At 37.5% G+C, this 26,072-nt stretch carries 32 protein-coding genes; 27 read left to right on the top strand and 5 right to left on the bottom strand.

Annotation, left to right across the window (positions count from 1 at the left end):
- Window positions 1-12: 12 nt before the first annotated feature.
- The 8 genes from WKH56_RS23625 (at window position 13) to WKH56_RS23590 (ending at window position 7,988) form a co-directional block, all read left to right on the top strand.
- Window positions 13-1,200: an MFS transporter gene (locus WKH56_RS23625; protein ID WP_048019451.1), complete on the top strand. Its 1,188-nt coding sequence runs from the start codon at window positions 13-15 to the stop codon at window positions 1,198-1,200.
- 62 nt (window positions 1,201-1,262) lie between these two features.
- Window positions 1,263-2,300 carry a bifunctional inositol 2-dehydrogenase/D-chiro-inositol 1-dehydrogenase gene (iolG, locus tag WKH56_RS23620; protein WP_048019452.1) on the top strand — a complete coding sequence of 346 codons (1,038 nt, stop codon included), beginning with the start codon at window positions 1,263-1,265 and terminating at the stop codon, window positions 2,298-2,300.
- An 89-nt stretch (window positions 2,301-2,389) separates the two neighbouring features.
- Entirely contained in the window at window positions 2,390-3,271 is an 882-nt protein-coding gene (locus WKH56_RS23615; RefSeq protein ID WP_043981194.1) for a sugar phosphate isomerase/epimerase family protein, read from the top strand.
- A gap of 252 nt (window positions 3,272-3,523) precedes the next feature.
- Window positions 3,524-4,573 (top strand): LacI family DNA-binding transcriptional regulator, encoded by a 1,050-nt coding sequence (locus WKH56_RS23610; protein ID WP_048019454.1) that lies wholly within the window; start codon window positions 3,524-3,526, stop codon window positions 4,571-4,573.
- Window positions 4,574-4,695: 122 nt separating this feature from the next.
- Complete coding sequence (locus WKH56_RS23605; RefSeq protein WP_043981198.1) at window positions 4,696-5,001, top strand: hypothetical protein; 306 nt, start codon at window positions 4,696-4,698, stop codon at window positions 4,999-5,001.
- 119 nt (window positions 5,002-5,120) lie between these two features.
- A complete protein-coding gene (locus tag WKH56_RS23600) occupies window positions 5,121-6,023 on the top strand; it encodes an AraC family transcriptional regulator (protein WP_048019455.1) in 903 nt (300 codons plus the stop codon).
- A 244-nt stretch (window positions 6,024-6,267) separates the two neighbouring features.
- Window positions 6,268-7,209: a sugar phosphate isomerase/epimerase family protein gene (locus tag WKH56_RS23595; RefSeq protein WP_310884000.1), complete on the top strand. Its 942-nt coding sequence runs from the start codon at window positions 6,268-6,270 to the stop codon at window positions 7,207-7,209.
- Window positions 7,210-7,271: 62 nt separating this feature from the next.
- The gene (locus WKH56_RS23590; RefSeq protein WP_048019457.1) at window positions 7,272-7,988 is read left to right on the top strand and encodes a nucleotidyltransferase domain-containing protein; all 717 of its coding nucleotides are present in this window, start codon (window positions 7,272-7,274) and stop codon (window positions 7,986-7,988) included.
- A gap of 83 nt (window positions 7,989-8,071) precedes the next feature.
- Here the strand turns inward: WKH56_RS23590 and WKH56_RS23585 are convergent, their stop codons facing one another.
- Complete coding sequence (locus WKH56_RS23585; RefSeq protein WP_048019458.1) at window positions 8,072-8,827, bottom strand: SDR family NAD(P)-dependent oxidoreductase; 756 nt, start codon at window positions 8,825-8,827, stop codon at window positions 8,072-8,074.
- 117 nt (window positions 8,828-8,944) lie between these two features.
- On the opposite strand from WKH56_RS23585, the gene WKH56_RS23580 reads away from it, so the two are divergent.
- Complete coding sequence (locus tag WKH56_RS23580) at window positions 8,945-9,787, top strand: LysR family transcriptional regulator (RefSeq protein WP_310883999.1); 843 nt, start codon at window positions 8,945-8,947, stop codon at window positions 9,785-9,787.
- A gap of 83 nt (window positions 9,788-9,870) precedes the next feature.
- Here the strand turns inward: WKH56_RS23580 and WKH56_RS23575 are convergent, their stop codons facing one another.
- The gene (locus tag WKH56_RS23575) at window positions 9,871-10,200 is read right to left on the bottom strand and encodes a four-helix bundle copper-binding protein (protein ID WP_310883998.1); all 330 of its coding nucleotides are present in this window, start codon (window positions 10,198-10,200) and stop codon (window positions 9,871-9,873) included.
- A 182-nt stretch (window positions 10,201-10,382) separates the two neighbouring features.
- Here WKH56_RS23575 and WKH56_RS23570 point away from each other — a divergent pair, with 182 nt between their 5' ends.
- The 13 genes from WKH56_RS23570 to WKH56_RS23510 all read left to right on the top strand — a co-directional run bounded on the left by WKH56_RS23570 (window position 10,383) and on the right by WKH56_RS23510 (window position 19,315).
- Entirely contained in the window at window positions 10,383-11,099 is a 717-nt protein-coding gene (locus WKH56_RS23570) for a DUF4396 domain-containing protein (RefSeq protein ID WP_310883997.1), read from the top strand.
- A gap of 120 nt (window positions 11,100-11,219) precedes the next feature.
- Window positions 11,220-11,603, top strand: coding sequence for a DUF302 domain-containing protein (locus WKH56_RS23565; RefSeq protein ID WP_310883996.1), 384 nt, complete (start codon window positions 11,220-11,222; stop codon window positions 11,601-11,603).
- Between the two features lie 175 nt (window positions 11,604-11,778).
- Window positions 11,779-12,390 carry a DUF421 domain-containing protein gene (locus WKH56_RS23560; protein ID WP_063247464.1) on the top strand — a complete coding sequence of 204 codons (612 nt, stop codon included), beginning with the start codon at window positions 11,779-11,781 and terminating at the stop codon, window positions 12,388-12,390.
- Between the two features lie 243 nt (window positions 12,391-12,633).
- A complete protein-coding gene (locus tag WKH56_RS23555) occupies window positions 12,634-13,053 on the top strand; it encodes a GNAT family N-acetyltransferase (protein WP_048019462.1) in 420 nt (139 codons plus the stop codon).
- 200 nt (window positions 13,054-13,253) lie between these two features.
- Window positions 13,254-13,811, top strand: a complete 558-nt coding sequence (locus WKH56_RS23550) for a DUF2975 domain-containing protein (protein ID WP_048019463.1) — start codon at window positions 13,254-13,256, stop codon at window positions 13,809-13,811.
- Window positions 13,812-13,821: 10 nt separating this feature from the next.
- Entirely contained in the window at window positions 13,822-14,028 is a 207-nt protein-coding gene (locus WKH56_RS23545) for a helix-turn-helix domain-containing protein (RefSeq protein WP_048019464.1), read from the top strand.
- 122 nt (window positions 14,029-14,150) lie between these two features.
- Window positions 14,151-14,462, top strand: a complete 312-nt coding sequence (locus WKH56_RS23540; protein ID WP_310883995.1) for a hypothetical protein — start codon at window positions 14,151-14,153, stop codon at window positions 14,460-14,462.
- Between the two features lie 53 nt (window positions 14,463-14,515).
- On the top strand, window positions 14,516-14,779 hold the full coding sequence (locus WKH56_RS23535) for a YesK family protein (RefSeq protein ID WP_048019466.1): 264 nt from the start codon (window positions 14,516-14,518) through the stop codon (window positions 14,777-14,779).
- Between the two features lie 63 nt (window positions 14,780-14,842).
- The gene (locus tag WKH56_RS23530; RefSeq protein ID WP_048019467.1) at window positions 14,843-15,568 is read left to right on the top strand and encodes an ABC transporter ATP-binding protein; all 726 of its coding nucleotides are present in this window, start codon (window positions 14,843-14,845) and stop codon (window positions 15,566-15,568) included.
- Window positions 15,565-16,392, top strand: a complete 828-nt coding sequence (locus tag WKH56_RS23525; RefSeq protein ID WP_048019468.1) for an ABC transporter permease — start codon at window positions 15,565-15,567, stop codon at window positions 16,390-16,392. Before WKH56_RS23530 ends, WKH56_RS23525 begins: the two co-directional genes overlap by 4 nt.
- A gap of 13 nt (window positions 16,393-16,405) precedes the next feature.
- Complete coding sequence (locus WKH56_RS23520; protein WP_221832390.1) at window positions 16,406-17,179, top strand: ABC transporter permease; 774 nt, start codon at window positions 16,406-16,408, stop codon at window positions 17,177-17,179.
- Between the two features lie 7 nt (window positions 17,180-17,186).
- Window positions 17,187-17,864, top strand: coding sequence for a response regulator transcription factor (locus tag WKH56_RS23515; RefSeq protein ID WP_310883994.1), 678 nt, complete (start codon window positions 17,187-17,189; stop codon window positions 17,862-17,864).
- Window positions 17,852-19,315, top strand: coding sequence for a sensor histidine kinase (locus tag WKH56_RS23510; protein WP_310883993.1), 1,464 nt, complete (start codon window positions 17,852-17,854; stop codon window positions 19,313-19,315). Before WKH56_RS23515 ends, WKH56_RS23510 begins: the two co-directional genes overlap by 13 nt.
- Before the next feature lie 233 nt (window positions 19,316-19,548).
- On the opposite strand, the gene WKH56_RS23505 is transcribed toward WKH56_RS23510, so the two are convergent.
- Window positions 19,549-20,415, bottom strand: a complete 867-nt coding sequence (locus WKH56_RS23505) for an alpha/beta fold hydrolase (RefSeq protein ID WP_310883992.1) — start codon at window positions 20,413-20,415, stop codon at window positions 19,549-19,551.
- Window positions 20,416-20,672: 257 nt separating this feature from the next.
- On the opposite strand from WKH56_RS23505, the gene WKH56_RS23500 reads away from it, so the two are divergent.
- Entirely contained in the window at window positions 20,673-22,130 is a 1,458-nt protein-coding gene (locus WKH56_RS23500) for a S8 family serine peptidase (protein ID WP_342836817.1), read from the top strand.
- A gap of 92 nt (window positions 22,131-22,222) precedes the next feature.
- On the opposite strand, the gene WKH56_RS23495 is transcribed toward WKH56_RS23500, so the two are convergent.
- Window positions 22,223-23,047: a hypothetical protein gene (locus WKH56_RS23495; protein WP_310883990.1), complete on the bottom strand. Its 825-nt coding sequence runs from the start codon at window positions 23,045-23,047 to the stop codon at window positions 22,223-22,225.
- Between the two features lie 232 nt (window positions 23,048-23,279).
- Here WKH56_RS23495 and WKH56_RS23490 point away from each other — a divergent pair, with 232 nt between their 5' ends.
- Both WKH56_RS23490 and WKH56_RS23485 read left to right on the top strand, forming a co-directional pair.
- Complete coding sequence (locus tag WKH56_RS23490; protein ID WP_048019474.1) at window positions 23,280-23,606, top strand: antibiotic biosynthesis monooxygenase family protein; 327 nt, start codon at window positions 23,280-23,282, stop codon at window positions 23,604-23,606.
- 42 nt (window positions 23,607-23,648) lie between these two features.
- Complete coding sequence (locus tag WKH56_RS23485; RefSeq protein WP_277348689.1) at window positions 23,649-23,777, top strand: hypothetical protein; 129 nt, start codon at window positions 23,649-23,651, stop codon at window positions 23,775-23,777.
- A 261-nt stretch (window positions 23,778-24,038) separates the two neighbouring features.
- Here WKH56_RS23485 and WKH56_RS23480 read toward each other — a convergent pair whose 3' ends face one another.
- A complete protein-coding gene (locus WKH56_RS23480; protein WP_168761069.1) occupies window positions 24,039-24,341 on the bottom strand; it encodes a hypothetical protein in 303 nt (100 codons plus the stop codon).
- Between the two features lie 249 nt (window positions 24,342-24,590).
- Between WKH56_RS23480 and WKH56_RS23475 the strand changes: the two genes are divergently transcribed.
- The gene (locus WKH56_RS23475) at window positions 24,591-25,649 is read left to right on the top strand and encodes a beta-carotene 15,15'-monooxygenase (protein ID WP_168761068.1); all 1,059 of its coding nucleotides are present in this window, start codon (window positions 24,591-24,593) and stop codon (window positions 25,647-25,649) included.
- A gap of 45 nt (window positions 25,650-25,694) precedes the next feature.
- On the top strand, window positions 25,695-26,060 hold the full coding sequence (locus WKH56_RS23470; RefSeq protein WP_168761067.1) for a cupin domain-containing protein: 366 nt from the start codon (window positions 25,695-25,697) through the stop codon (window positions 26,058-26,060).
- Window positions 26,061-26,072 lie beyond the last annotated feature (12 nt).

Here is a 26,072-nt window from a genome sequence, read left to right as displayed (position 1 = left end):
GGAAGTGATTAGTTGAGTGCTATAAGTACCGTCAAAGGTAAGTATCTTTTTGCAGCCGTTTCATTTATCTTTTGGTTCTCACAGTTTATTTACGTACCTATTTTGTCTCCTTATATGGAAGGGCTGGGAGGCAAGTATGCCTTTATTGGTGTAGTGTTAAGCAGCTATGGACTCATGCAGCTATTATGTCGCTTGCCGCTCGGGATCTTTTCAGACTTTGTGAAAGTGAGAAAACCGTTTGTTATCTTCGGCATGATAGCCAGCATGTCAAGCTGCCTGCTATTTTCGTTGACCGATAGCTTAATAGGCGTGTTTATATCACGCTGCTTGGCTGGATTGGCAGCTGCAACGTGGGTTGCCTTTACGATTTTATATTCAAGCTACTTTGAACGTGAAAAAACGACTCGTGCTATGAATATCATTTCGTTTATAGTGGTTTTGGCTCAGCTTTTGGGTATGAGTTTAAGCGGTTACATTGTAAGTGAGTGGGGATGGCATGCTCCGTTTTGGATAGGAACAATCTTGAGTGTAATAGGCACTATTCTTTCTCTTTTCATTTACGAGCCCAAAGAGAACGTAAAGAGATCGCCTATAAAGCTTAAAGAATTAATGAGCGTAATAAAAGAGCCGTCGCTATTAAAAATTTCGCTGCTGTCTATTCTAGCACACAGCTTTATTTTCACGACCATGTTTGGTTTTACTCCTGCGTACGCATTAAGCGCAGGATTTAAAGAGAGCGAGCTGAGTTTGATTGTCTTTTCCTTTATGATCCCTCATGCGGCTGCTCCTCTTATTATGGAAAAGCTATTTGTTTGGCGCTTTGGAAAATGGAGCATCTTGAAGGCCGCTTTTTTTCTGGCTGCATTCTTTACCTGTATGATTCCTATGACGGAAAATAAACTTTTGCTTTGTATCATTCAAAGCGTGAACGGGTTTTCATTAGGATTAGTGTTTCCTCTTATGCTAGGAATGTCTATTGAAAGAATAGCTGCAGAAAAAAGAGCTACGGCGATGGGAGGCTATCAAGCTCTGTATGCGTTAGGGATATTCGGAGGTCCTTTTGCTGCAGGAATATTAAATTCTTGGACGGGACTTAAAGCAGGCTTCTTTTTTGCAGCAGCCTTAGGGTTAACCGCTACTGTTTTTGCAGCGGCATGGGATAAGAAAGAAGCGTCAAATAAAGTTTTTAAAGCAAAATAAAACGTGGAACCAAGCATTTATTTCTATTTTTAAAGCTCACATATTAAAGGAGGCCATAGATTATGGTGTTGAAAATTGGTGTTATTGGAACAGGAGCAATCGGACAAGATCATATTAGAAGAATTACAAACACGTTATCAGGCGGAAAAATCGTTGCGGTTACGGATGTAAACCAAGAACAAGCAAAAGCTGTGGTAAAAAATCAAAGCTTGGATGCCGTTATTTACGATGATGGACATGAGTTAATTAAATCAGAAGAAGTAGATGCAGTTGTTGTGACTTCTTGGGGGCCGACGCACGAGGAGTTTGTGCTGGCAGCGATTCAAGCCGGAAAACCTGTATTTTGCGAAAAGCCGCTTGCTACAACGGCAGAAGGCTGTAAAAGAATCGTTGACGCTGAAATTACACACGGCAAGCCGTTGGTGCAAGTTGGTTATATGCGCCGCTACGATACAGGGTATCGTGCTTTAAAGAAAGTGATTGAAAGCGGGCAAATTGGTGAAGCATTAATGGTTCACTGCGCACACAGAAATCCTACGGTACCTGATACATACACGGGCGATATGTCAATTGTTGATACGTTCATCCATGAAATTGACGTTTTGCGCTGGTTATTAAATGACGATTATGTATCTGTTCAAATCGTGGCACCGCGAAAAACGAGCAAGGCACTTGAACATCTGCAAGATCCAATTATGGTGCTGCTTGAAACAAAGCAAGGCGTTCGAATTGATGCTGAGGTTTTTGTAAACTGCCAGTACGGCTATGATATTCAATGTCAAGTAGTAGGAGAAACAGGAATCGCTAATTTACCTGAGCCTTCAAGCGTCGTGTTGCGCAGTGAAGCAAAAAAATCTACTGAAATTTTAGTAGATTGGAAAGATCGATTCATTGACTCTTATGATACAGAGCTGCAAGACTGGATTAACTCAACGCTTAAAGGCGAAGTGAATGGACCTACTGCTTGGGACGGTTACGTTGCGGCCGTTACTTCAGATGCTTGCTTAGAAGCAAAAAAATCAGGAAACATTGTTCCTATTTCGTTAGGTGAACGTCCTGATTTCTACCATAAAACGTTAACTGCAGCAGGCAAACTGTAATTGTAAAAACGGTTTGCTTACAAAACAGCTTAACTAAAACTTAGGGGATGGACACGTCTGGTGTGCATAAAAGAAAGGGGAGCCTTACATTGCGTTTAGCATATGATCCGTCACATTACCGTGACAATACAAGTTTAAAAGATACGATTGATACAGTTGCAAGATTAGGCTATGAATACGTAGAGTTATCTCCGCGCAAAGATTTTATTTGGTTTTATGAATATCCAAAAGTTGATAGACAGCGTATAAAAGACTTAAAAAGATACTGTGCCGATGCGGGGGTAAAGATTTCGTCTGTGCTTCCGGTACAGCAGTGGTCTTCACCAAATGAGCAGGAACGTGAAGCGGCAGTAAGGAACTGGAAGCGTACAATCGAAATTACTTCTGAGCTGGAAGTAGATTTAATGAACAGTGAGTTCAGCGGCGACAAGAGCCGCCCTGTTGAAAGCGAAGCGGCTTTTGTTAAATCGATGGAAGAGCTGATGCCGATTTTTGAAAAAGAAGGAATTAAGCTTAACCTTCAATCGCATCCAAATGATTTTATTGAGTTAAACACAGAAGCAATTGCAATGATTCGTGCGCTGGACAAAGACTGGATTAAATTAGTTTATTCTGTCCCTCATGCTTTCTTTTATGACGATGGCATTGGCGATGTAGCAAAGCATATTGATGAAGCAGGTGATTTGCTTGCACACGTTCTGATTGCCGATACTCTTAACCATAAAGCAGCGTTTGGACTGCGCTATATTGTAAATCCACCTGATGCGAAAGTAACGATTCACCAGCATTTAAATCCTGGTGAAGGAGAAATTGATTTTGACGCACTGTATCGCAAATTAAGAGAAATTAAATTTGACGGCATCGTAACAAACTCTGTATTTGCTTACCCTGATCGACCGGAATGGTCAAACGAAGTAACGTTAAAGTCAATTAGAGAAGGATTAAATATTAAAGAAGGCCTAAACATTTAACGTGATTGACTGAAGTGATGCAAAGCATAACGAGATATGTTTTGCATCACTTTTCATGGTTTATGCTTGAAAGAAGATCAGAACTTGTGGGCATAGCTAGTTTAAAATAGCCTTAATTGTTCTATCCGGACTCCATCATGATGATAAAGAGAGGCTTTATTATGCTAGTAATGTATAATAAAGATAGATGCAAAACGGATAGAACTTTTTATTATAAAATGTTAATTACTACAGATAAAGGTGAGTGAACATATGTCAGTTAAAATGAGTGATGTGGCCAAACTAGCTAATGTAGCTCCAGCTACTGTCTCGCGAGTTCTTAGTCAGCCCCACCTAGTAAGCAAAGAAACGCAGGAAAAAGTTTTAAAAGCCATTGAAGAATTAAATTATCAGCCCCATATCATCGCAAGACAGTTTAGAAAAAAAGAAACAAAAACCATTTTAGTAGTTGTTCCTGATATTACTCATCCGTTTTTTTCTGAAGTTCTTAAAGGAATTCAGCATACGGCGATTAACAGCGGTTACCGAGTAATTTTAGGAGATACAGAAAATGACATTGAGCGAGAAGGAGAGTTTGTTGATTTATTATTCCAAAAGCAAGCGGACGGCATGATCCTTCTAACAGCCCGTATGGATAAAGACAGAATTGAACAAGTCTCCAGACAGTTCCCTACGGTTCTTGCGTGTGAGTACATTGATGGCTTAGATATTTCTACCGTATCTATTGATAATATTAGCGGGGCGCGAAAAATAACGGAGCATTTAATAAGCCTTGGGCATACCAAAATTGCGCATATCACTGGTCCTATGAATGTTATCTTAAGCCGTGATCGATTAAAAGGATACCGCCAAGCGATGATTAGCCACGATTTACCCGTGGATTCCGCTTTTATTCAAGAAGGAGATTTTAGCCTAGAGTCCGGTTATCATCAAATGATTCGCTTATTATCGTTAGAACAACGGCCAACTTCCGTATTTGTTTTTAACGATGAAATGGCGATCGGAGCGATAAAAGCCGCAAAAGACAGCGGGTTAAAAGTGCCTGAAGATATAGCTGTAGTCGGATTTGATAACTCAAAAATGTCGGATATCATTGAACCACATATTACAACAATTGAGCAGCCTAAATATGAAATTGGAAAAAAAGCGATGGAATTACTGCTTGGATTGATGAGCGGAAAAGCCTTAGAACAAAAAAAGTTTGTATTAAAAGATGAACTAATCGTACGCGAGTCTTGCGGAAGTAAAGCTACAGTGAAAAATTTTATCCAGCTTGAAGGCTCAGCTAAGAAAATTAACTAGTGCTGTTTACATGCTATGATGTTTTTTGCTGAGAAGTAAACAAGAGAGACCATCACCTTTGTCTTCTCTTGTTTACAGCAAAGCGGAAGGAATACTCTGATAAAAAAGAGAAGGTGACTTTAGTGAGGATTAAGGGAACAGTATTCAAAAAAAGAACATATCCAAAGCATCACTATAAAAGAATGGATCATCTTTCTTTTTTAGAGGTGAAAGATAACATCTCCTTTGATGGCGATGCACTGAAAATTCTTCCTGTTCTTAGCCAAAAATCAATGGAATGCTGGAGTATCGGAGATGAAATTGATGTGGAAGGTGAAATGAAGTATATTCGCATCATTACTTCATTAGGAAAACTCAGCTTGCTGCCTGTTCCGGTGTTTATCGTCAAAACAATTAAAGAAATAAAACCATCTTCTGTAACTAGTTAAGCTGTCAGACATAAAACGGCTAATCATCGTCATCAATCATGTTCACATTTTAACGGAATTTAAATTCTGAAATTTCTTATAAATTACAGATTCCTTCAGATAAGAAGGGGGTGAAGCATATGACAGCTAATCTTATCGCGGGGAAAATTTCTTTAAATGAACGTGTTCATCGTACACAAGGAAACGGAGCGTCTTTTCACGTTCATTATTGGGGAGTTATGCCCAAGCACTATGATAATGTCTCTCATAAACATTCTTTCTTTGAGGTGTGTTACGTGCTTGAAGGGAAAGGAATTTATATAGACGACGGGCATCCCTATCCGGTAAAAGAAAATACACTATTTCTTTCAAAGCCCGGCGTATTACACCACATAAAAAGCGATAGGGGGCTTTTTCTCTTGTATGTAGGCTTTGAACTGGTTGAATCAGAATCAACTGAAAAGTGCATCAAGCTAATAGAAGAAGCTAAACGATGTTCTAAAGTAGTAATAGATGTAAAAGAAGATGGAACGGCTCCATTCATTTGGAAGTTTCTTTTGAACCATGCCGCAAAAGGAGAAGATGTCTTTTTTGAAGAAATACTGACAAATTTAGCTCATTCTCTTATTCTTTCGCTCATAAATACTTTTGTTTTGCCTTTAAATTACCATTATCAGAAAGCTGTTCAAAAGACATCTTCTTTAACCCTTAATCTAGCAAAATTATACATTAAAGATAATCTAGCCAATTCTATTAAACTTACGGAGACAGCGACTCATTTACACCTATCTAGCCGGCATCTGTCTCGTCTCTTTAAAACTGAATTAGGTGTCAGCTACTCGGAATATGTACAAAATGAAAGAATTAAAAGAGCTGTGATACTGCTCAAAACAACTGATTTATCGATTAGAGATATTGCTCAAGAAACAGGATTTCCAGATGTTCACTACTTTACGCGGGTTTTTACAGCTTCAATGCGCAGTTCACCAGGACGTTTTCGTAATCTATATACAAAATTAAAAACAACTGCATATAAAGATTAGCCAACTCTTCTTTGCTTACATGTGTCCCAAGCAGAGGAGAGTTATTTTTATGGAATAAAACTAATAAGGTTCAAAAATGTCCTGAAAAGATAAAAAGTAGTCTTCTTAAAGCAAAGACGATTAAGATTCGGAATTATATAATAATAGCTATACTTTATTAAAATTAAATAAAAACGTTTACAATCAGTGTTTTTAGCTTATTGAGATTAAAAGCTGTAGACGAAATTTTTAGGAGGAGAAGACAATGAAATTATCTTATGTAACAGACAGTTTGGGACATTTACCTTTTGAAGAAATGTTAGATGTAATCACAGAGATGGGAATCAATACAATCGAAATGACCACAGGGGGTTGGTCTCCGGCACCCCATTTAAAACTAAATGAATTAGTAGAAAGTGATGATAAGAGAAGTGAATTTTTACATGCATTAGAAAAGCGTAACATCAAGCTTTGTGCGTTAAACTGTTCTGGAAATCCTTTAGATCCAGGTGAACTGGGAAGAGAACATCGGGAAGTAACGGATAAAACGTTTGAACTGGCAAAGTTATTAGGTGTAAAGAAAGTGATCATGATGAGCGGATTACCAGCCGGAAGTCCTGAAGACAAGATTCCAAACTGGATTACGTATACAGTAAGCTGGCCTCCAGTGTTAAAAGAGATTTTAGATTACCAGTGGAATGAAGTAGCCATCCCCTACTGGAAAGAGCTCGTTAAGAAAGCTGAAGCCTGCGATATTGAAAAAATCGCTCTTGAAAACTTCAGCTCTCAACTAGTCTATAACCCTGAAACGTTATTTAAACTTCGTAATGCGGTAGGACCTATCGTAGGATTAAATTTAGATCCAAGCCACTTAATCTGGATGGGCGCAGATCCTATTTTGTCAGCTAGAGAATTAGGAGCGGCCATTCACCATGTTCATGGAAAAGACGTGCGCCTTGAGAGACATCTATCAGCAGTGAACGGAGTGATGGAAACAAAAGAAGTGACGGATGTAGCAAATAGAGCCTGGAATTACGTGGCCGTAGGCTGTGGTCAAGATTTACAGTGGTGGAAAGAGTTTTTCTCTGTTGTTAAGATGATGGGCTATGATGAAGAAGTTTCTTTAGAAATGGAAGATTTAACAATGTCGGTTGAAGCGGGGTTTCGAACTTCTATTGAGGCATTAAAACAAACGCTTAGCTTTTAATTTAAAGGAATTTACACGTTCTAACCAGAAAAACCATATATATTGTTTTTTGGAGGAATACGATGAAAGAGCTAAAAAGGTTAGAACCGCTGCAAGCAGCTACACAATTCATTCTTAAACATTACCCTAACTGTCAAGGCGCATTACTCGCTGGAAGCGTGGTGAGAGGAGAAACTACGCGCACGTCCGACCTTGACCTTGTTATTTTTGATGAGAGTTTTACTTCTTCTTTTAGGGAGTCCCTCATTGAATTTGGATGGGCAATTGAAGTTTTTGCTCATAATCTGACTTCATATCAAGCCTTTTTTAAAAGCGACTGTAAGAGGGCTAGACCGTCACTGCCAAGAATGATTTCCGAGGGAATTATTTTAGAGGATAAAGGAGTGATGCAGGCTATAAAAAAAGAAGCTGCACAATTGCTTGAAAAAGGCCCTGAAAAATGGTCGGAAGAGACGATTAGATTAAAAAGGTATTTTATAAGCGATGCCTTAGATGATTTAATTGGTTCTTCAAATACAGGTGAATCACTTTTTATAGCCAATACGCTCGCTTACATAACGCATGAATTTGTTTTAAGAACGAATGGTCATTGGATCGGGGATTCTAAATGGATTGTCCGGTCTTTGAATGATTATAATGAACGCTTTAGCAAAGAGTTTGTAGAGGCATTTGATACCTTTTATAAAACAGGAAATAAAGATAAAGTAATTCAACTGGTGGATAAAGTGTTAGCGCCACATGGAGGCCGGCTGTTTGAAGGATTTTCACTGGGTAAATAGAGGTTGAATCAGTAGCCTTGTTAGAACCCCGCTACTATTTCTTGCTAGTAGTGGGGTTTGTTTTTAGGAATATTCACGTATGCTTAAAGAGTTTGCCCGTTATCAATCGTAAACACTTGGCCCGTTACGGACTCTTGCTTTACCTGAAACAAAATAGCATCTGCGATATCTTCAGGAGAAGAAATGCGCTGAAGAGGTAGGTTTCCTGCCAGCTGATACATTTTATCTTCGTTGCCAGACCACCATCTTGTATCGACTGCACCAGGAGAGATACAGTTTACTCGAATATGGGGGGCTAAGGCAATCGCTAACGACTTCGTCATCGTATGAATCGCTGCTTTTGTTGCTGCATAGGGAATGGAAGAGCCAATTCCAGTTTTGCCGGCAACACTTCCTACATTAACAATCGCCCCTGACTTTTGTTTTTTCATATGTGGAACGGCTGCTTTTACACAGTGAAACATGCCTTTTACGTTTACATCATATAAAGAGTCCCATACGTCATCCGTTGCAGACTCTAAGTCATGCATCGGGATTTGAGCAGTAATACTAGCGTTATTCACTAATCCATCTAACCGTCCGAATTGTGTAATCGTTTGATGAATCATTTCATTCACTTCGTGCTCGTTGGCTACGTTCGCTTTAAAAGCAAATGCGATGCCTCCTTTTTCAGTAATCTCCTTCACAACTTTTTTCGCTTCTGTTTCTGAGTTGCTGTAGTTTATCACAAGTTTTGCGCCTTTATCGCCTAGCTTTAAAGCTGTTGCTTTGCCTACACCAGTGCCGCCGCCGGTAATAATAAATACTTTATTTTTAAAATCATTTTTAAAATCGTTCATTTCTCTTAACCTTCCTTTCTCTCAACATCTTTTATTATATCTTCGATAGAAAAAAGGATATAATAGGTAATACTAAGAGAGGTATCATTTAAAATGATATCAACGGAGGAATTGAAATTGGAAAGCCAAGACTTACGAATTTTTAAATGTGTGGCAGAAGAAAAATCACTATCAAAAGCTGCGGAAGTATTAGGGTATGTTCAACCGCATATCAGCCAGCGAATAAAAAACTTAGAGGAAGAGTTAGGTACTAAATTACTGACACGTACAAATAGAGGAGTTACGTTAACGGATGAAGGAGAAGCTTTGTTTAACTATGCCCAGCGTATTTTACTGTTAATGGAGGAAGCTAAAGCAGAAGTTAATCCGAATAAGTTTAGAAAATCTTTAATCATTGGTGCGTCGCAGACAGTTTCTGCTATTAAAATTCCTTCTTTGTTCTCATCTTTTCTGAAAGAATATCGAAATATTGAAGTTAAACTAAAAACAGATAGAAAACAAGTCTTGCAAGAAATGCTTTCGTACGGGGAAATTGATGGACTTTTTCTTAGCGGTACCTATAACGGGGCTCAGTTTGAAAGAGTTTATCACTACGCAGAAAAGGTGGTACTCATCTCACCTACGTCTGAAGATATAGAAGAAAAAACCTCACCAATGCTGCTCATCAATAGTGATGCGAACTGCATCTATAGAAACAGACTATTAGCGTTTTCAAAAGAACATCATACACATAAAGCCAACATGATGGAATTTGATTCATTAGAAGCGATTTTACAAGGTGTCCGCGATGGACTTGGGATGAGTGTAGTCCCGGCCAGCGTAGTAAATTCTCGTGGTGATATGAAAAGAATTGAATACCAAGAGCTTGCAGAAGACGTTCAAATTGATTTTATAGTAAAGAAAGGGAAGCAGCGCTCGCAAAGTCTTAAAAGGTTTATTCGTTTTTTAGAAAGCCTATAGATTCTCTCTTCCCGCATCACTAAAAAGAACCCTTAATGCCTGAAATGCGCTTCAAGGGTTCTAGCTTTCTTATGTTCCAAAGATTATGCAGCTAATTTTCTACATTCATCCGCGCATTTCAAGCAGGCCTCTGCACATCTTTGACAGTGATCATGATCGTGTTTCTTACACTCGTTACCGCATTTTTCGCAAATTTCGGCGCAAACTCCAGCCAGTTCAGCAACGAAAGGCGTTCCTCTTTCTAAAGCTTGTTCCAAATATCCGCACATATCTGCACACTCTCTGTCAAAGCGAATACAGTCCACCATCATACCCACATTTTCTTCTTTTAGACAAGCATCAAAGCAATGGTTACAAGCACTCATACAGTCATGCAGCGTTTGAATAACAGTTTGATAATTTTCGTTAGACATTGTAAAATTCCTCCTTATTTTTTCTTCTCCCTATTACATTAGACTATAGTTTAGTTTAGTAAACATAATAAACATAAGAGTGCTGTAAAACTTATTAAGTAATGAGCAGTCTCTCTTTTTACGTTTAAATATAGGGGTGGAGGGTATGTGGTTGATAGATAAATCTTAAAGGAGTGTAGCACATGAGCTGGCTAGAAATACTTTCTTATATCGCTATTGCAATCGGAATTATTCAATTTTTAGTTATTACAATCGACGTGATCAGGCATCCGCAGATGATGTTTGTGATGAATATTGTGTGGCCTATTACGGGGCTATATTTTCCTGTCGCTGGGATATGGTTTTACTTTAAATTAGGGCGTAAAGATCGAAAAAAACACGATCATGCTCATCATTCCTCTGATCATACGCATGATGCTCATGAGGGTGATCATCACGAGCACCATCATAGTGAAAAGCCTTTTTGGCAAAGTGTTTTTGTATCGACTACGCACTGCAGCAGCGGGTGCTCGGTCGGAGATTTAATTGGTGCACCAATCGTATTTTTAACGGGATGGACGATTGCCGGAAGCGTACTTTTTGCAGATTACGTAGTGGAATTTATTCTTGCTTATATAGCGGGAATTGCTTTTCAATACTACGGTATGAGTATGAAAGATAACGGCTCAAAAGATGAGCTGAAAAACGCGGTAAAAGCAGATACGTGGTCGCTTATTGCGTTTGAAATAGGGATGTTCGGCTGGATGGCTTTATCACATTATGTCTTTTTTACACAGGCACCCAAACCAGACAGCGCGGTCTTTTGGTTCATGATGCAAATCGCCATGATTATTGGCTTTTGTACAAGCTATCCAGCGAACTGGGTACTTGTTAAAAAAGGTGTAAAACATGCAATGTAATTTTACTTGGGGCTGCTGCCGTTGATATCAGGTTTAAAGCTACAGGATGGGGCAGAATAGTATCGACTCCGAGTTTCGTCTAAAAAAGGAAATCATTTTAATTTAACAGGAGGAGATTTGATGTTTGATTACACGGTAAAAACATCGAAAAGCTTAGAAGAAGCGATTAGTTCTCTAGAAGAAAACTTAAAAAGCGAAGGGTTCGGTGTGTTGTGGAATTTTGATTTAACTGCAAAGCTACAGGAAAAAGGGCAGGACTTTCATACACCGTTTACAGTATTAGAAGTGTGCAATCAGAAAGAAGCTCAGCGTGTTCTTTCGCAAAACCTTTTAGTAGGATATTTTCTCCCTTGTAAAATGGTTGTATATCAAGATGAAAGTGAAACAAAGATTGGCATGCCTAGGCCTACGGCTATGATTAATATGCTTCATAATGAAGAGCTCCAAACACTAGCAGAAGACATCGAAACAAGATTAATACGCTGCATTGATCAATCTGTATAAGTCCTGTGATTCCGAGAAAGAAAATAACAAAACAAAAAGATACCTTTACGTAAGGTATCTTTTTGTTTTCTAACTTTATTAGGGTATGAGGAGTGGAAACGAAATTTTTGATACATGAATAATTTGCTTTCAGATGCCTAATCTAAAAGCAGACTGTAATAAAAAGGATGATATTATGAATTTTATTTGGCAATCTGTAATCTTGATTTTATCGGGAATATTATTACTAAGAATAGCGGGGAGGAAATCGATTGCTCAAATGACGCTCGCTCAGACGGTCGTTATGCTTTCTCTAGGTACCATCATCGTGCAGCCCATTGTTGAAAAAAGTATGTTAAAAGCGATTGGCGGCGCAGCTATTTTTGTTCTTGCTATTTTAGTTTTAGAGTACTTACAATTAAAATTTAATGGGTTTGAAAAATTTCTGACAGGTAAGTCTAAAATCGTTGTAAATAATGGTCAATTAGATACTAAGCAGCTTAAAAAATTACGTTTAACCGCCGATCAATTAGAAATGAGATTACGAAATGCAGGCATATCAACTATAAAAGATGTTAAAACCGCAACAATTGAACCAAATGGACAGCTAGGGTACGAACTTCAAGAAGATGCAGAGTCTTTGACTGTAGGTGACTTTAAACAGTTAATGAAGGTATATATGTCATCCTTTTCTCAAACAAATGGACCTTCGCAAGATTTACATAACGAGGTATCGTCTAACCCTTCTTCAGATATATTTGAAGAAATTAATCACGGTTCTAAACCAAACCCTAAATACCTTCAGTGATACAGTCACTAAAAAAGACGGCTTTTTCATATAATAATTATTAAGTAAATGAGCATAGTTGTTTTAGGTTCAAATCGCAGATGATTTGAACCTTTTTTGGGATTAAACTCAGAAGCTAACGTTTATAAATCATTACCACTATGTAGGATGGTTTTTATCGTATACATACTTGTAACGATCTACCAAGGACTTTTGTTTTTGAAAACAGAAATAGTTTATAAAAAAACAAAAGGAGTAGATTCTATGAAGGTTTCTTTTTCAAATTCTATAGAAAATGTTGAGTGGTCGAGAATGAAAGAAATTTATCACTCGGTAGGATGGACGAACCATAATGAAGAAAAAATTAAAAAAGTATTTCAATCAAGCAACGTAGTAACGATTGCTTATGATGAAGATAACATAGCAGGGTTTGGCAGAGCTCTTTCAGACGGTGTGTTTAATGCTGCGATTTATGATGTTGTGGTTGATGAGCATTATCAAAACAAAGGAATTGGACAGAAAGTTATAAAAAATTTGCTTGCTCAGCTTGACGATATTTCCTGCGTTCATCTTGTTTCTACAGCAGGTAATGAAGAGTTTTATAGAAAAGCAGGATTTCGGAAAATGAAAACCGGAATGGCTCGTTATTTAAATCCTTCTTTAGCGGAAGAGTATTTAGAATGAGCGATGTCTAAGATCATCGCTTATATAAATTAGCTTTATATATCCATATATAATTACAATAGAACTTCTTATTTTTTATCTAAAACGACTATTATTTATTAAAAAAGATATAAAAATTATTGTTTTTCGATAAATAATTGTTGATTTCCTTATATATACATGGTAAATTAATCCTAACAACAGTTATGGAGGATGTTTACATGAAACGAACAAATGGTTATCGAATTCTTTTTTATCTGGTCAACACGTTATTTTGGTTTAATATTTTTGTAGCAGGTATTATGGGCATGCTGGTTATTTATCTTCATTTTGACGACTCAATCTTACAGAACTCATCTTTTAATTTATCATTAGGAAAAGGATTGTTTGATATTAAGCTGAATGAAAGTCCCGATACAAAATTAGTCCAAATTTGGGTTCTGGCCTTATTGATTTCTTGTTTTCTATCGATTGCAATGCTTTGGAATTTTAAAGTATTATTTAAAAATGCAGCTAAGGGAATTATCTTTGTTTCAAGTAACACAAAAGCCATTTTTGCAACAGGTATTATCTTTTTAATAGGATCGTTTGCAGCTGGAGTTCCCAAGTTTTTTATAGCAGCTAAGTTAGCTCCTTTATTAAATGTCAAACATGGAACTATTACTATTTCATACTCAATAGATGGTATTCTGTTTATAGCAGCTGTTTTTATTCTTCTTTTAGGGGCCTTCTTTAAAAAAGCAGTTGCAATTGCCCAAGAAAATGAACTTACTATATAGGAGGTCAGAGATGATTAGAGTCAATTTAGATGTCATGATGGCCAAAAGAAAAATATCTTTAAATGAACTAGCAGATCGAGTAGGGATTACTAAAAGCAACCTCTCTATCTTAAAAACTGAAAAAGCGAAGGCCATACGTTTTACTACGTTGGAAGCCATTTGTGCAGTGCTAGATTGTCAGCCAGGTGACATTTTAGAATATGTACCAGATGAATAAAAAAAGAGGACGTAGATAAAATCTATGTCCTCTTTTTCTTTCTGGTGTTGAGAATTTATAATTTGTATATTTCAATTTAGTACTATATGGTATTATTTTCTTTAGTTAGAAGGGTATTTGAAATGAGTGTTTCCAAAGAAAATAAGCCGATTTTATTAACCGTTATTTTGCTGGCAGCTGCGTTTGTTGTATTTTTTGCAAATCGGCTGCTTCCCCAAAATTCAATTTTTCCAAGTGAAACCGGTGATTTGACCACTCTGCTGTGGCTGTTTTTTGCGATAGATATTGGCTTTATTGTGGCGTTAGTTTTAGGAGTTCGAACAAATAAGCCGAGCGTCGTGTGGTTTAGCATTATCACAAACAGCATCTTTTTTGTGTTGCTTTCTGCTTTGATGTTTTTATTAGCGATTGCAAATGGAATTTCTGAGCCGTGAGTTTATTATTTTTATTATAGGTGAATGATTAGGATTTAGAGAGGTTGATAGATATGATGATAGGCGATCCTTTACTGATTGCCCTGCTGCCAGGTGTACTTATACTCATGTTAACTTGGCTGTTCAGAAAAATGAAATGGAACAAGGTCATTAGAATGCTTCCTTCCATGCTAACCGTTATGGCTGCCGCTGTGTTTGTTTATATTGGCTATGTAGAAGTAAGAGGGTTTGAAGGCGCTGGCTATTTGTTTTTATCCGTATGTTTACTGTTGTTTGCGACTGTTGCATTTATCATTGCCAAAAAACCTGTACGATAATTTTTATAAACTTTATAAATTCTTTATAAATCCCTCCTATACTACGTGTAGGGGGGATTTAAGATGAAAAATATTATTTTAGAGGTAAAGAGCGTTTCAAAAAAAGTGAGACGTCGTCACTTAGTTAAAGAAGTATCGTTTCAAATTGGGGAAGGAGAAATATGCGGACTGTTAGGGCCAAACGGAGCTGGTAAAACGACGTTAATTCGTTTATTGACGGGGTTGATTAAGCCAACTGGGGGAGAAGTTTTTATTACTAATAAACCTATTGTTTCACAAAGAAAAGAAGCGCTGCAAAGCGTTGGTGCAATTGTGGAGTCACCCATCTTTTTTCCTTATATGACGGGAAAAGAAAACCTGACAAATTTAGCTCGATTGCATCCATTTTCAACAAAGCAAGAAAGGCAGCAAAGAGTGAAAGAAGTGCTTGATATTGTGGGATTAACCGGCAGAGAAAATGATAAAGTTCGAACGTATTCTCTTGGGATGAAGCAAAGGCTCGGTATTGCTCAAGCACTCCTAGGCGACCCGGACTTATTAATACTAGATGAGCCAGCCAACGGCTTAGATCCAATGGGCGTACGTGAATTGCGCGAGCTGCTTTTTACCTTAAAACGTGACTATAACAAAACGATTCTAATCTCTAGTCATTTACTGGATGAATTACAGCGAGTATGTGATCAAATTGTGGTGATGAGAGAAGGAGAGCTAATGTGGGACGGCGCTTTAGATCAGTTAGCATCCGGTAAAAATCTTGAAGATGCGTTTGTAGAGCTGGTGTTGCAATGAAGGAGCTGTTAGTAGCGGAGTGGGAAAGACTTTGGAAACGAAAAGTGGCCTGGCTGACCTTTTTGTTAGTGCCGGTGGTGCTGTTAGTTGCTTCTTCTTATCTCCAAAAACAAAATGGAGCACTCACAGTCGATTTACCACAGTATACGTTTGCGGGAAACTTTCCTGTGCTGAGCTTAGCCGAAATGTTATTTACAGTTTTTAATGCCATGTTCTTAGTTTTTATTACGCTCGTGGTTACTGAAGAGTACCGGTCAGGACAGCTGCGAATGGTTATGATCCGCTCGTATTCGTTTAAAGAAATTATCATCGCAAAGGCCGCAGTGATTTTGCTGTTTAATTTACTGTTTTTTATCACGTATTTCTGTGTGAGCTATGCGATAGGCTTTCTAATGTTTGAACACCCGCAAAGCTACTTTGTATTTTATCACAGTCATACTTTTAACATAAAAGAAGCGCTAGTATATAATCTTGCATTCTATGGATATGCCTATTTAACGACGATTGCAATATGCTGTGTGCTGTTTTTTATCTCTGTTATTAGTAAAACGACCACTACAGCTGTTGGAATTGGGGTTGCTTTTATACTAATCTCGTTTTCGTATCCGACTTTACTAAGAGGATTTAGGCAGTGGATGAGTGAAGAGTTTTTTGGACAGCTGTTTTTCACTTCCATACCGATGATTCAATGGCAGGGGATCACAGTCATGATGGCAGAGAAACCGCAGTTTGTAGGCTGGAATTTCGGCGTTTTAGGTTTTTATATTTTATTTTTTGGCGGTTTAACATATGTAGCTATTCGAAAAAAAGAATCGTTTCTATAAAAGGAGAGAAGACATGATGACAGGACTTTTTATCAGTGAATTAGAGCGAACGTTTAAACGGAAAAAGACAGCAGTGGTACTAGGTGTGTACATAGGATTACTTGCTTTTATTTGGTTCTTTTTCTTTCAAAGGGGAGGCATTTCATTTTTTGATGCGGCTCATGACGTAAAAATTGATTCTTTAAATTCAGCACCACTGCTTCTTCGAGACCTATCGTTTGTGATTACGTTTATTGTTATTCCTATGTTTGTGGCAGATAGTTTTAACGGCGAGTACACGTCCGGAGCGCTACGTATGGTATTAATTCGGCCGCATCATCGTTTGAAGCTGTTTTTTGTAAAGTGGGCAGTTCAATGTTTACTAGTTTTTATTATTCTTTGTATTACGTGGGTAGTGGGGACATGTCTTGGAAGAATGGTTATGCCTCATGTAAATGAAACCACATTTTTAGGCGGACATACGCTAGGGACTTTAGGGGCGTTACTATATTCGTTGAAATTTTACGGCATTTGTTTTTGCATCTTTATAGCGGTTATTAGTATCGGGAGTATCCTGAGTGTTCTTATGCCTAATTCCATTTTATCTTACGTCGCAACCATTGGTGCTTTAATTGGAAGCGTGTATGTGTCAGATAAACTAAGCTTCTTTTTCTCCGTAACCGATTCTGTTTTTCATGAATTAAGTAAGTCTAACTCTGAATTTTTAGTGAACCTATTATTTCCAATTTTACTCATTAGCCTTATAATAAACCTATTCGTGTGGAAAAAGAAGGAATGGGTAGGGTGAGCTGGAGATGAACCAAACAATTTTACTAGTGGACGACGAAAAAGACATTATTTCCTTTATGAAAGATGCGCTCCAAGATGAAGGATATGAGGTGGTGTTTGCTTACGAAGGGCAAGAAGCGTTAACAAAGTTAAAAATAAATCCAGACTTAATTGTGCTGGATGTGATGATGCCAGGCATGGACGGCTTTGCGCTTTGTGAAATGATCCGAAAAAGCATATCATGCCCCATTATCTTTCTAAGTGCCAAACAAACGGAGCAGGACCGAGTAAAAGGACTATTAGTGGGTGGAGATGATTACTTAGTTAAGCCTTTTAGCATGAAAGAACTAAAAGCCCGCATTTACGCCCATCTGCGCCGAGAGCAGAGAATTAACAGTAACTCCTATAACAGGCTTCATTTTGGAGAGTTAACCATTGATTTAAACGGCTATCAAATTTTACATAGCAATGAAGTGATCCCGTTTACTTCAAGAGAATTTGAGATTATTCATTTTCTGGCTCTTCATCCAGGTCAGGTTTTTACACGCGAGCAGCTGTATGAAAAAGTTTGGGGCTACGACGCGGAAGGGGATTCGTCTACGATTACGGAACACGTAAAGAAAATTAGAGCAAAACTATTAAAGTATGACGCAACACCTTATATCTCAACCGTTTGGGGCATTGGCTACAAATGGGTAAAATAAAAAAATGGATGAACCGGGCGACGTTAAAAGCGCAGTTTGTTTTATCTTTTCATTTGATTTTGCTGTATAGCCTGCTTGCGACGCTTTTAACGTGGGGAATCGTTATTGCAGTAAACTGGTTTCTTATGCCTGGAGCACTGAACCCCGCAAATTATTATGAAAAACAAATTCCTGATATTCTTCAGTTCGTAAAAGAAAAAGAAGATGCGCTCCTTTCAAAAGATGCTAAAAACCAAGTAGAATCGGTGATTCCGCTAGAAGGAATGGATTATCAAATTATAAATAAAAAAGGGCAAATTGTGTATGGGTCCATGTCCACTTCATACATAAAAAATAAACGGGATTTTTACTCTCAGGTCAATACCAATATCCGCTCAGGTAAATATATTATAAAAGTTTATCCGCTTTTTAATTCAAAAGACGAAGTAAACGGGGCGATTGCGCTAAGATATCAATTAAATATGGCTTCTGCTAATCCGAATATTAAATGGATCGTTGCGCTTGTCACATTTGTATCGCTAGCCAGTCCGTTTCTTTACTTTTATTTGTTTGCCTATTTATTTGGAAGACGATTTAGCAAAAAAATTGAACGGCCTTTTAACGAGCTGATGGCAGCTGCGAAAAACATCCAGCATAATAATTTAGATTTTTCGCTGTCGGTCACTCAAGACGCCAAAGAATTAAGTCAGCTGCTTCATGCCTTTGAAGAAATGCGAAAAGAATTAAAGCAATCGTTAGCTAAACAGTGGCAGCTAGAAGAAGACCGCAAAGATATGACGGCTGCGATTGCGCATGATTTACGAACGCCTCTTACGATTATTCATGGACATACGGAAATTTTAGTAGAAGGAAGCAAAAAGGACCCGGAGAGGCTTAATCGATATTTACATACAATCTACACGAATACACAACGTTCGATTCAACTATTAAATCAGCTGCAAGAAGTATCTGTGATCGAAAATCCGGGCTTTACTATAAAAAGTGAGCCAATTGATATACTTTCATTTGTTCACGAGAAAGCAGACGAGTTTCAGCTTTTATGTCAAAAAAAAGAGATTGCCTTTTTATCTTCGGTTAGTGAAACAGAAGCATCAAACCAATTTTACGGAGATCCTCAGCGCATTTCTCAAGTGCTAGATAATATTATTACAAACTGTATTCGCTACACGCCTGAACGAGGGGAGATAGGGTGGAATACCGTCATTCATCAGAACGAAGTAATCTTTGAAATACATGATACGGGTCCCGGCTTTGCGTTATCGAGCAAAGGGCAGGTGTTTAAAAAGTTTTACAGAGAAGATGCGTCGAGAACAAGCGGCCACGGAAACTTGGGGTTAGGTCTTTATATTGCTCATTCTATTGTGAAAAATCACGGAGGAAGCATCACAGCCGATAATAAAGAGACGGGAGGGGCATTGTTTAAGATTGTTTTTCCGATGGGAAAGAAGTAAACGCATAAAGAAGAACCCTCAAAAAAGAGAGTTCCAAAAAGGGTAAGTAAGAAAGAAATGTACATGTTCCTTTGGGGGGACTGCATCTGTACAGTAAAAGTTATACCCGGTATGCACTTGTTAAAACGTTGAAAAATAAACCAATCATGTAAAAAATAGATGAAATCAGCTTTTAGCATTTAAAAAAAGAATGCAAAACGGCGGTATACCGTATTCTGCAGTCTTTCTCTCGTTTATTTGCTTAAAAACTCTCTCATAAATTCATTCACTTTTTCTGGCTGCTCATGCTGAGGAGCATGCCCTACACCGTCTAAGCGATGAATCGTTACGTTTGGAGCGTACTCTTCAATTCCGTCTAAATTACTGTTTTCAAACGCTTCGTCCGCATTTCCCCATACAATTAAAGTCGGAGATTCGAATACTTTGTGCGGAAGGGAAACAGGTTTATGAACGCGCTCTTCAAACGGGTAAAGTGAAGACGCACGGTAGTAGTTAAGCATCGATTTCATCGCATTCGGCTGATTCCACGCCTCTACATATTTAGCTTCTTCTTCTTTTGTTAAATAGCCTTTTTTGATGCCGGGCTCCGTCAGCATGTTTCTTAACTTTTCACTATGATTCGCGAGTAGCTCATCTTGAGAGTTTGGCTGTTGGAAAAAGCTCATATAGCTGCTTGCTTCTCGCTGAGCAGGATTTTCAGCAAGCTCTCTTATAAATGTGTAAGGGTGCGGTGCATCAAACATCACTAACTTTTTGACATACTGCGGATATGTATAAGCAAATGCCCATGCTACAGCGCCGCCCCAATCATGCGCCACTAACACACACTCTTTTTCACCAAATGCTTCAATTAGTTGCTTTACATCTTCCATTAGATGGGGCATGCTGTAAGAAGAAATTTCTTCTGGCTTATCTGATAAGTTATAGCCTCGCATATCTACAGCTACCACGCGATAATCTTTGGAAAACTCTTCCAACTGATGGTGCCACGTGTACCAAAAGTAAGGGAATCCGTGTAAAAACAGCATAAGCTCGCCTTCACCTTTTGTTACGTAATGAAGATTTACATCATTTACTTTTACATAACCGTCTTTAAACATCTTACTCATCCTTTCGCTTTTAACCTTTATTATAGAAAAACTTTACTCTTTATTAGTTGATGTATCAAACAATAAGGTTTTCTTACGCGATAAATGAGCTATAAAGCTCTCTTAAAACCCTTATTTTGGTTATTATTTGTGAAATATAACCCCAGTTTTATTTTGAATAATCTTAATCTATTAGAAAAACTTGGAATTTAAAAGAGTATGTAATAAGATAGTATATGATAAATATTTCCATATATAGGAGGAGACATATGCAAAAGAAAATTCTACATACGGTGCTTTCACTGGCAGTAGGAGCAGGAATATTTGCTGTTGGCGGAGTTCCTACTCAAGCTAAGAGTCAAGATCAAAAGGTAAGTAACACATACACAATCGCTTTTAAAAATGGATTGCCAGACAACTATCAAGAGATTATTCAAAAAGCTGGTGGCAAAGTGACTAAAGCGCTTCCTGAAGTAGGAGGGATAGAAGCTCAATCTGAACAGGCTTCTTTTCTTAATAATTTAAAAGGGAATTCTTCGATCGAAGCTGCTAATAGGGAAATTCCTCTAAGCTTGGACAAAACATCAGGTAGTCCTTATAACTATCAGTCTAATATTATCAGTTCACAGAATGTAGATAATTATTGGGACTCTCAGTGGGATATTCAACGAGTGACAAATGGCGGAAAATCTTATGATGTAGAAACAGGCGGATATAAAAATAAAGACGGTAGTACAACTCATAAAGCAGTGGTGGGAGTAATTGATATGGGTATTGATGCATCTCATCCTGATTTAAAAAATAATATACTAGGTGGACGTAATCTTGTTCCGGCTGGAATGGACGAATCTGAAACTGGAGATCCCGCAGATATAAAAGATCGCAATGGACACGGTACGCATGTTGCTGGGATCATTGGAGCGAATGGAAAAGTAAAAGGAGTAGGACCAGAACTTGGAATACGTTCTTATCGCGTACTGTATTCAGAGCAAGCTCTTGGAATGCCTGCTTGGATTATAGACGGAATTATTGCCGCAACCAATGATAAAGTCGATGTGATTAATATGTCTCTTCGTTTCTATAATAATAACAAGATGACTATTGAAGGAGAAAGCTATAAATCAATTGCGGAAACACTGCTTTGGAAAAGAGCCATTCAGTATGCCGTGAAAAATGGCGTAACGGTCGTAGCCGGTAGTGGAAACGAAAGTTTAAATTTAGATAATAAAAAGGAAGTAAACGACTTTTTAAATACCCTGTATGAACCATATGGTATAAGTGTCAAAGGGCCAGCAACTGTCGTACCGGCGCAAATGCCAGGAGTAATTAATGTTTCGGCTTCCACAAAATGGTCGACTCAGCAGCTTGCTTTCTACTCTAATTATGGAAACAGCGCCATTGACATGGCGGCTCCAGGAGGAGATTTCGGAGAGAAATATGCAAAAACTAATGATCCTGCAACAGCTGATCCAAACAATTTAATCCTAAGTACATGGCCGACTTATTTAGGGACTTCCTATGAGTTAAACGCCGGTACTTCCATGGCAACTCCTCAAGTAGCTGGAATTGCAGGAGTTCTTAAAGCAGCTCATCCTGAGTATAAACCCGCTCAAGTAACAGCACGTATTAAGCAAACAGCTGTTGACTACGGAAAAAAAGGACACGACGCTTTATTTGGTTCAGGAGAAGCAAATGCTTATAGAGCGTTAGAAGATATAAAGAATTAGTACTTGTAATGGATACAGTAAAAAGTCTCCCTAAAACATTGCTTTTAGGGAGACTTTTTTGAAAAATTATCATCTTGAGCATTAGTGCTTTCTTAAAAATCACCGGCCTTGGCAATTCCTAAATTAGATTCAAAGTCAGTAATGTACACACAGGCATTTGTATATTTATCATAGGAATTATAGCGAAAGTTTCTGCTTATATTATAATCTCCACTTATAGGTTTATAGGATTGAATTGATTTAATTTGATCGTTAAGAGACAAATCAAAATTATGAGTGGCTTTTTTTAATTGCTCGAGCTGGAGCTTGGTGAAACTATCGCGGTGCTTTTGGATTTCGTCTTGCATGAGCTCTATTTTATATTTAGATGCGGTGTTGATATGATTAATCGCAGGCCCCATATCTTTTTTTATTTGTGCTTCGGAAGAATGAAAGTGTTTATCATCAAATGAGTCTAACACGTTACTGCTTTCTTCCGAAGTTTTTGTTGCATCTATAACGTCATGCATATTGTTCATGAGCGTAACTTCATAGATCGTCTTGCTTGAATTGAATTTTTTATAGGATGTTACATACTCTTTTTCTGTTAAAGTATCTACGTCTTTTGCTAAGTGGGCTATGCTTTTTTTTAGCTCGCTATCACTTTGTGTTTCTACTTTTGACGTACTATTAATAGACGCAGACAGCAGGTTAAAATCATTTTTGTAGCTTTGAAACGTTTTATCTTCTATCTTTCCGTCATTATTAATTAAGCGTTCGGACTCGTTTTGCAGAAATTTCAGCTCTATGGTCAGCTCTTTTTTTGCTTCGGTTTCATCTATGCTTTCATTGTTTGAACGTGCGTGACTGCACCCCATTAATCCAAGCGCCAAAGCGATTGTAAGGGTCCCCGTTGTTATCTTGCTTATGTTCTTCATGCTGAAACTCCATTTCTATTTGTTTATTACTTACTTATAAAGACTATATCATATAAATGGAATATTTATCTTTATATACTATTAAATGTTACATTTTGTATAGGTAAACTTAAAAAAGTATTATAATGGAATTTATAAAAATAGTACTAAAAGAAGATAAAGGTAATAGAAAAATTAATTATGCATTTATACTTTTTTACTATTAATATGACGTCTAAAGGAGGAAATCAATATGAGTGGAATTGCTAAAACCCCCGAACCGCCTTATTATGCCGTTATTTTTGCTTCTGAAAGAACAGAAGGCGAGAAGGGTTATGGAATAATGGCAGATAAAATGGTGGAGCTTGCATCTAAACAAAAAGGCTTTTTAGGAATAGAAAGTGCCAGAGATCAAGATTTAGGCATTACCGTTTCGTACTGGGACTCTTTAGAATCAATCAAAATGTGGAAAGAACATTCAGCTCACCGCGCAGCCCAGCACAAAGGAAAAACAGAATGGTATCAAACGTTTTCGCTTAGAGTGTGTAAAGTGGAAAGACATAGCTTTTTTGAGATGTAAGACGTATATGGCTGATTATTTTGCAACAAGGGAGAAGCCGTTATGTTTTATGGCGTTATAGGATTTATAGCCGTTTTTATCACTTTGTGTTCGATAGAAGCAAAGCTAAAAACACTCGTTAAGCAAAATGATAGAATCATTGATTTACTTGAGAAAAAGAATAGAGGATAAGAAAATGCTAATGAACTCACCGTTTATAGTGTCATCTCCTGAGTTTAGTTAAGGGAGATGTTTTATTTTAAGAGTGCATAAAAAAAACCTCAGTAGGAGGTCTAGTTATTACTTTTTAAAAAAGCACTTATAACAAGCTCACTTACTGTCGTATGTCATCTAGAGGCTGTATTAAAAGCTAATTATAAGGTAAGGTTATATCTATCGTTTCACCAGGAAAGACGAGCTGAACTTCTTTATTTGTTACTTATGATCGTTCAATTAATCACCGTATTTTTTTCTGTAGGTAAGAAACGTTATCAAATATATAACTGAAATCATTGTTAGAAATATTAGTGGCGAAATGCCAATGCCATCATAAGAACTTTTCCCTTGAAAAGTCCGGTAAATGGACTCTATAACTTCTAAAATCAGCATACCTATAACTACCACAAATGCGTATGATTGAGCCTTCGTACTGATAAACTTCTTTCTTTCATCACCTTTTCGAGAAGATGATGAAACAAAAATCAAAATTCCGCAAACTAACAGGATGAATGAATACACAACTTTAACCCAATCCATTCTTACTCCTCCTTATAATAAATGTAAAAAGTATTTTACATTTATTATTGTAGCATCAGTTCCATAAATGTCAAACTCTTTTTACATTGTAAATTATTTGTATAGAAGAATCGCTATAGAAGAGTGGATATCTTTAAATGGATTTTATAACACAATGTCACGCTACAAAGTGACTTAAATCAACTCCATTGGTAAAATGGAAGTAACAGGAATTTTTGTATTTCACCAACTAAAAGTGAGGTGGGTTGTTTGGTTCTTCATAAAAAAACAGTGTCCTTTGTTGCTCTTTTCTTTTTGTTATTAGTGATAAGCTCGAATTATGTGTTATATCATTCTTCTTTTGGACTTCAGTCGTTGCCTGGTAATTTCAACGGAGTAGTAGTAGGTTCTATTTTAGACTTAAGCCTTGTGGCTCCGCTCTTATTTCTAGCTTGGCAGCGTAAGTTCAGTCTAAAATACTTTATTGTATTAATGGCTACAGGCCTTATTGCTGCGCGTTTTATCATTCCGAGTGAATACTTGGCTTCTTTTCAGTCGGTTATGTGGCTAGGAGTTGGCATAGAAGGACTACTTATTTTGTTTGAACTTTCACTGCTATTTATGCTAGTCAAAAACGTACCGCCTATTTTAAGAAGGATCAAATCAAGCTCTTTACCGCTGTTATTTTCCTTTTCGCGGGCTGTAAACGAAAAGTTCTCCAAACAACCGTTTATACACGTACTGTGTTCAGAAATGCTGATGTTTTACTATGCGTTTGGAACGTGGAAGAAGCAGCCGAGTACTGAAGAGAATACGTTTACTCTGTATAAACGCTCAAGTTTTATCACATTTCAAATTATGATTATTCACGCGATTGTTATTGAAACATTAGGACTTCACTGGCTGCTGCACAATACGTCTATAATTCTTTCAATCGTTTTACTGATCCTTAATATTTATAGCATTATTTTCTTTATAGGAGATATTCAAGCATTAAGGCTTAACCCTTTACGAGTGGAAGAGGATCGCATATACATTTCGTTTGGTTTAGCTAAGCGTATGGAAATCTCTTTTAAAGATATTGAAGAAATAATAGAAGACACTCACATCCTGAAACAAAAAATACCCAGCACCACGATTGAATTTATCGCACGCGATTTTGAAACCGTTCATCCTGATCTTTTACTAACATTAAAATCTCCAGTAGAGGCGACGCTTTTTATGGGAATTAAAAAGAAATACCAGCAGGTCGCCATTCGTGTAGATGATCCACATGCGTTTAAGAAAATAGTCGAAGAACGTTTGGAGAAAAATAAACAAAATATGTAATCGGTGGGTTGAATTCGAAATTAACGAATAAAGAGGTCACGCACATTGAAAATCTACAAATTCAGTAAAGAACATGGCAAAAAAGTAGAAAAATATCAGTCGCATTTAGCTACTTATGTAAAAATAACACAAACAAATAAAGCGGCTACGATTGGCTATATGTATATAGATGGAGAAGGAACGGTAGGACATCACCCAGCGCCTATACCTCAGCTGTTTATCGTAGTCGAAGGTGAAGGATGGGTAACAGGAGGAGATCAAAAACGAGTATCCATTAAACGTGGAGAAGCGGCGATGTGGGAAAAAGGAGAGTGGCATACGTCGGGAAGTGAAGAAGGCATGACGGCCATTGTCATTCAATCCGAGGAGCTACATCCTGAAACATTTATGGAGAGAAAAAAGCACGCTTAGATAAATTATCTA

It is taken from the genome of Priestia sp. SB1 (assembly GCF_038898415.1).
Note: the sequence above shows the minus strand (reverse complement) of the source record. Positions and strands in the feature narration are given on the sequence as shown.

Bases quoted from the DNA above. Each gene is read 5' to 3' on its own strand.
- iolG (WP_048019452.1), top strand. From the start codon at position 1,263: ATGGTGTTGAAAATTGGTGTTATTGGAACAGGAGCAATCGGACAAGAT.
- WKH56_RS23610 (WP_048019454.1), top strand. From the start codon at position 3,524: ATGTCAGTTAAAATGAGTGATGTGGCCAAACTAGCTAATGTAGCTCCA.
- WKH56_RS23600 (WP_048019455.1), top strand. From the start codon at position 5,121: ATGACAGCTAATCTTATCGCGGGGAAAATTTCTTTAAATGAACGTGTT.
- WKH56_RS23595 (WP_310884000.1), top strand. From the start codon at position 6,268: ATGAAATTATCTTATGTAACAGACAGTTTGGGACATTTACCTTTTGAA.
- WKH56_RS23590 (WP_048019457.1), top strand. From the start codon at position 7,272: ATGAAAGAGCTAAAAAGGTTAGAACCGCTGCAAGCAGCTACACAATTC.
- WKH56_RS23585 (WP_048019458.1), bottom strand. From the start codon at position 8,827: ATGAACGATTTTAAAAATGATTTTAAAAATAAAGTATTTATTATTACC.
- WKH56_RS23575 (WP_310883998.1), bottom strand. From the start codon at position 10,200: ATGTCTAACGAAAATTATCAAACTGTTATTCAAACGCTGCATGACTGT.
- WKH56_RS23570 (WP_310883997.1), top strand. From the start codon at position 10,383: ATGAGCTGGCTAGAAATACTTTCTTATATCGCTATTGCAATCGGAATT.
- WKH56_RS23565 (WP_310883996.1), top strand. From the start codon at position 11,220: ATGTTTGATTACACGGTAAAAACATCGAAAAGCTTAGAAGAAGCGATT.
- WKH56_RS23560 (WP_063247464.1), top strand. From the start codon at position 11,779: ATGAATTTTATTTGGCAATCTGTAATCTTGATTTTATCGGGAATATTA.
- WKH56_RS23555 (WP_048019462.1), top strand. From the start codon at position 12,634: ATGAAGGTTTCTTTTTCAAATTCTATAGAAAATGTTGAGTGGTCGAGA.
- WKH56_RS23550 (WP_048019463.1), top strand. From the start codon at position 13,254: ATGAAACGAACAAATGGTTATCGAATTCTTTTTTATCTGGTCAACACG.
- WKH56_RS23545 (WP_048019464.1), top strand. From the start codon at position 13,822: ATGATTAGAGTCAATTTAGATGTCATGATGGCCAAAAGAAAAATATCT.
- WKH56_RS23540 (WP_310883995.1), top strand. From the start codon at position 14,151: ATGAGTGTTTCCAAAGAAAATAAGCCGATTTTATTAACCGTTATTTTG.
- WKH56_RS23535 (WP_048019466.1), top strand. From the start codon at position 14,516: ATGATGATAGGCGATCCTTTACTGATTGCCCTGCTGCCAGGTGTACTT.
- WKH56_RS23530 (WP_048019467.1), top strand. From the start codon at position 14,843: ATGAAAAATATTATTTTAGAGGTAAAGAGCGTTTCAAAAAAAGTGAGA.
- WKH56_RS23525 (WP_048019468.1), top strand. From the start codon at position 15,565: ATGAAGGAGCTGTTAGTAGCGGAGTGGGAAAGACTTTGGAAACGAAAA.
- WKH56_RS23520 (WP_221832390.1), top strand. From the start codon at position 16,406: ATGATGACAGGACTTTTTATCAGTGAATTAGAGCGAACGTTTAAACGG.
- WKH56_RS23515 (WP_310883994.1), top strand. From the start codon at position 17,187: ATGAACCAAACAATTTTACTAGTGGACGACGAAAAAGACATTATTTCC.
- WKH56_RS23510 (WP_310883993.1), top strand. From the start codon at position 17,852: ATGGGTAAAATAAAAAAATGGATGAACCGGGCGACGTTAAAAGCGCAG.
- WKH56_RS23505 (WP_310883992.1), bottom strand. From the start codon at position 20,415: ATGTTTAAAGACGGTTATGTAAAAGTAAATGATGTAAATCTTCATTAC.
- WKH56_RS23500 (WP_342836817.1), top strand. From the start codon at position 20,673: ATGCAAAAGAAAATTCTACATACGGTGCTTTCACTGGCAGTAGGAGCA.
- WKH56_RS23495 (WP_310883990.1), bottom strand. From the start codon at position 23,047: ATGAAGAACATAAGCAAGATAACAACGGGGACCCTTACAATCGCTTTG.
- WKH56_RS23490 (WP_048019474.1), top strand. From the start codon at position 23,280: ATGAGTGGAATTGCTAAAACCCCCGAACCGCCTTATTATGCCGTTATT.
- WKH56_RS23485 (WP_277348689.1), top strand. From the start codon at position 23,649: ATGTTTTATGGCGTTATAGGATTTATAGCCGTTTTTATCACTTTGTGT.
- WKH56_RS23480 (WP_168761069.1), bottom strand. From the start codon at position 24,341: ATGGATTGGGTTAAAGTTGTGTATTCATTCATCCTGTTAGTTTGCGGA.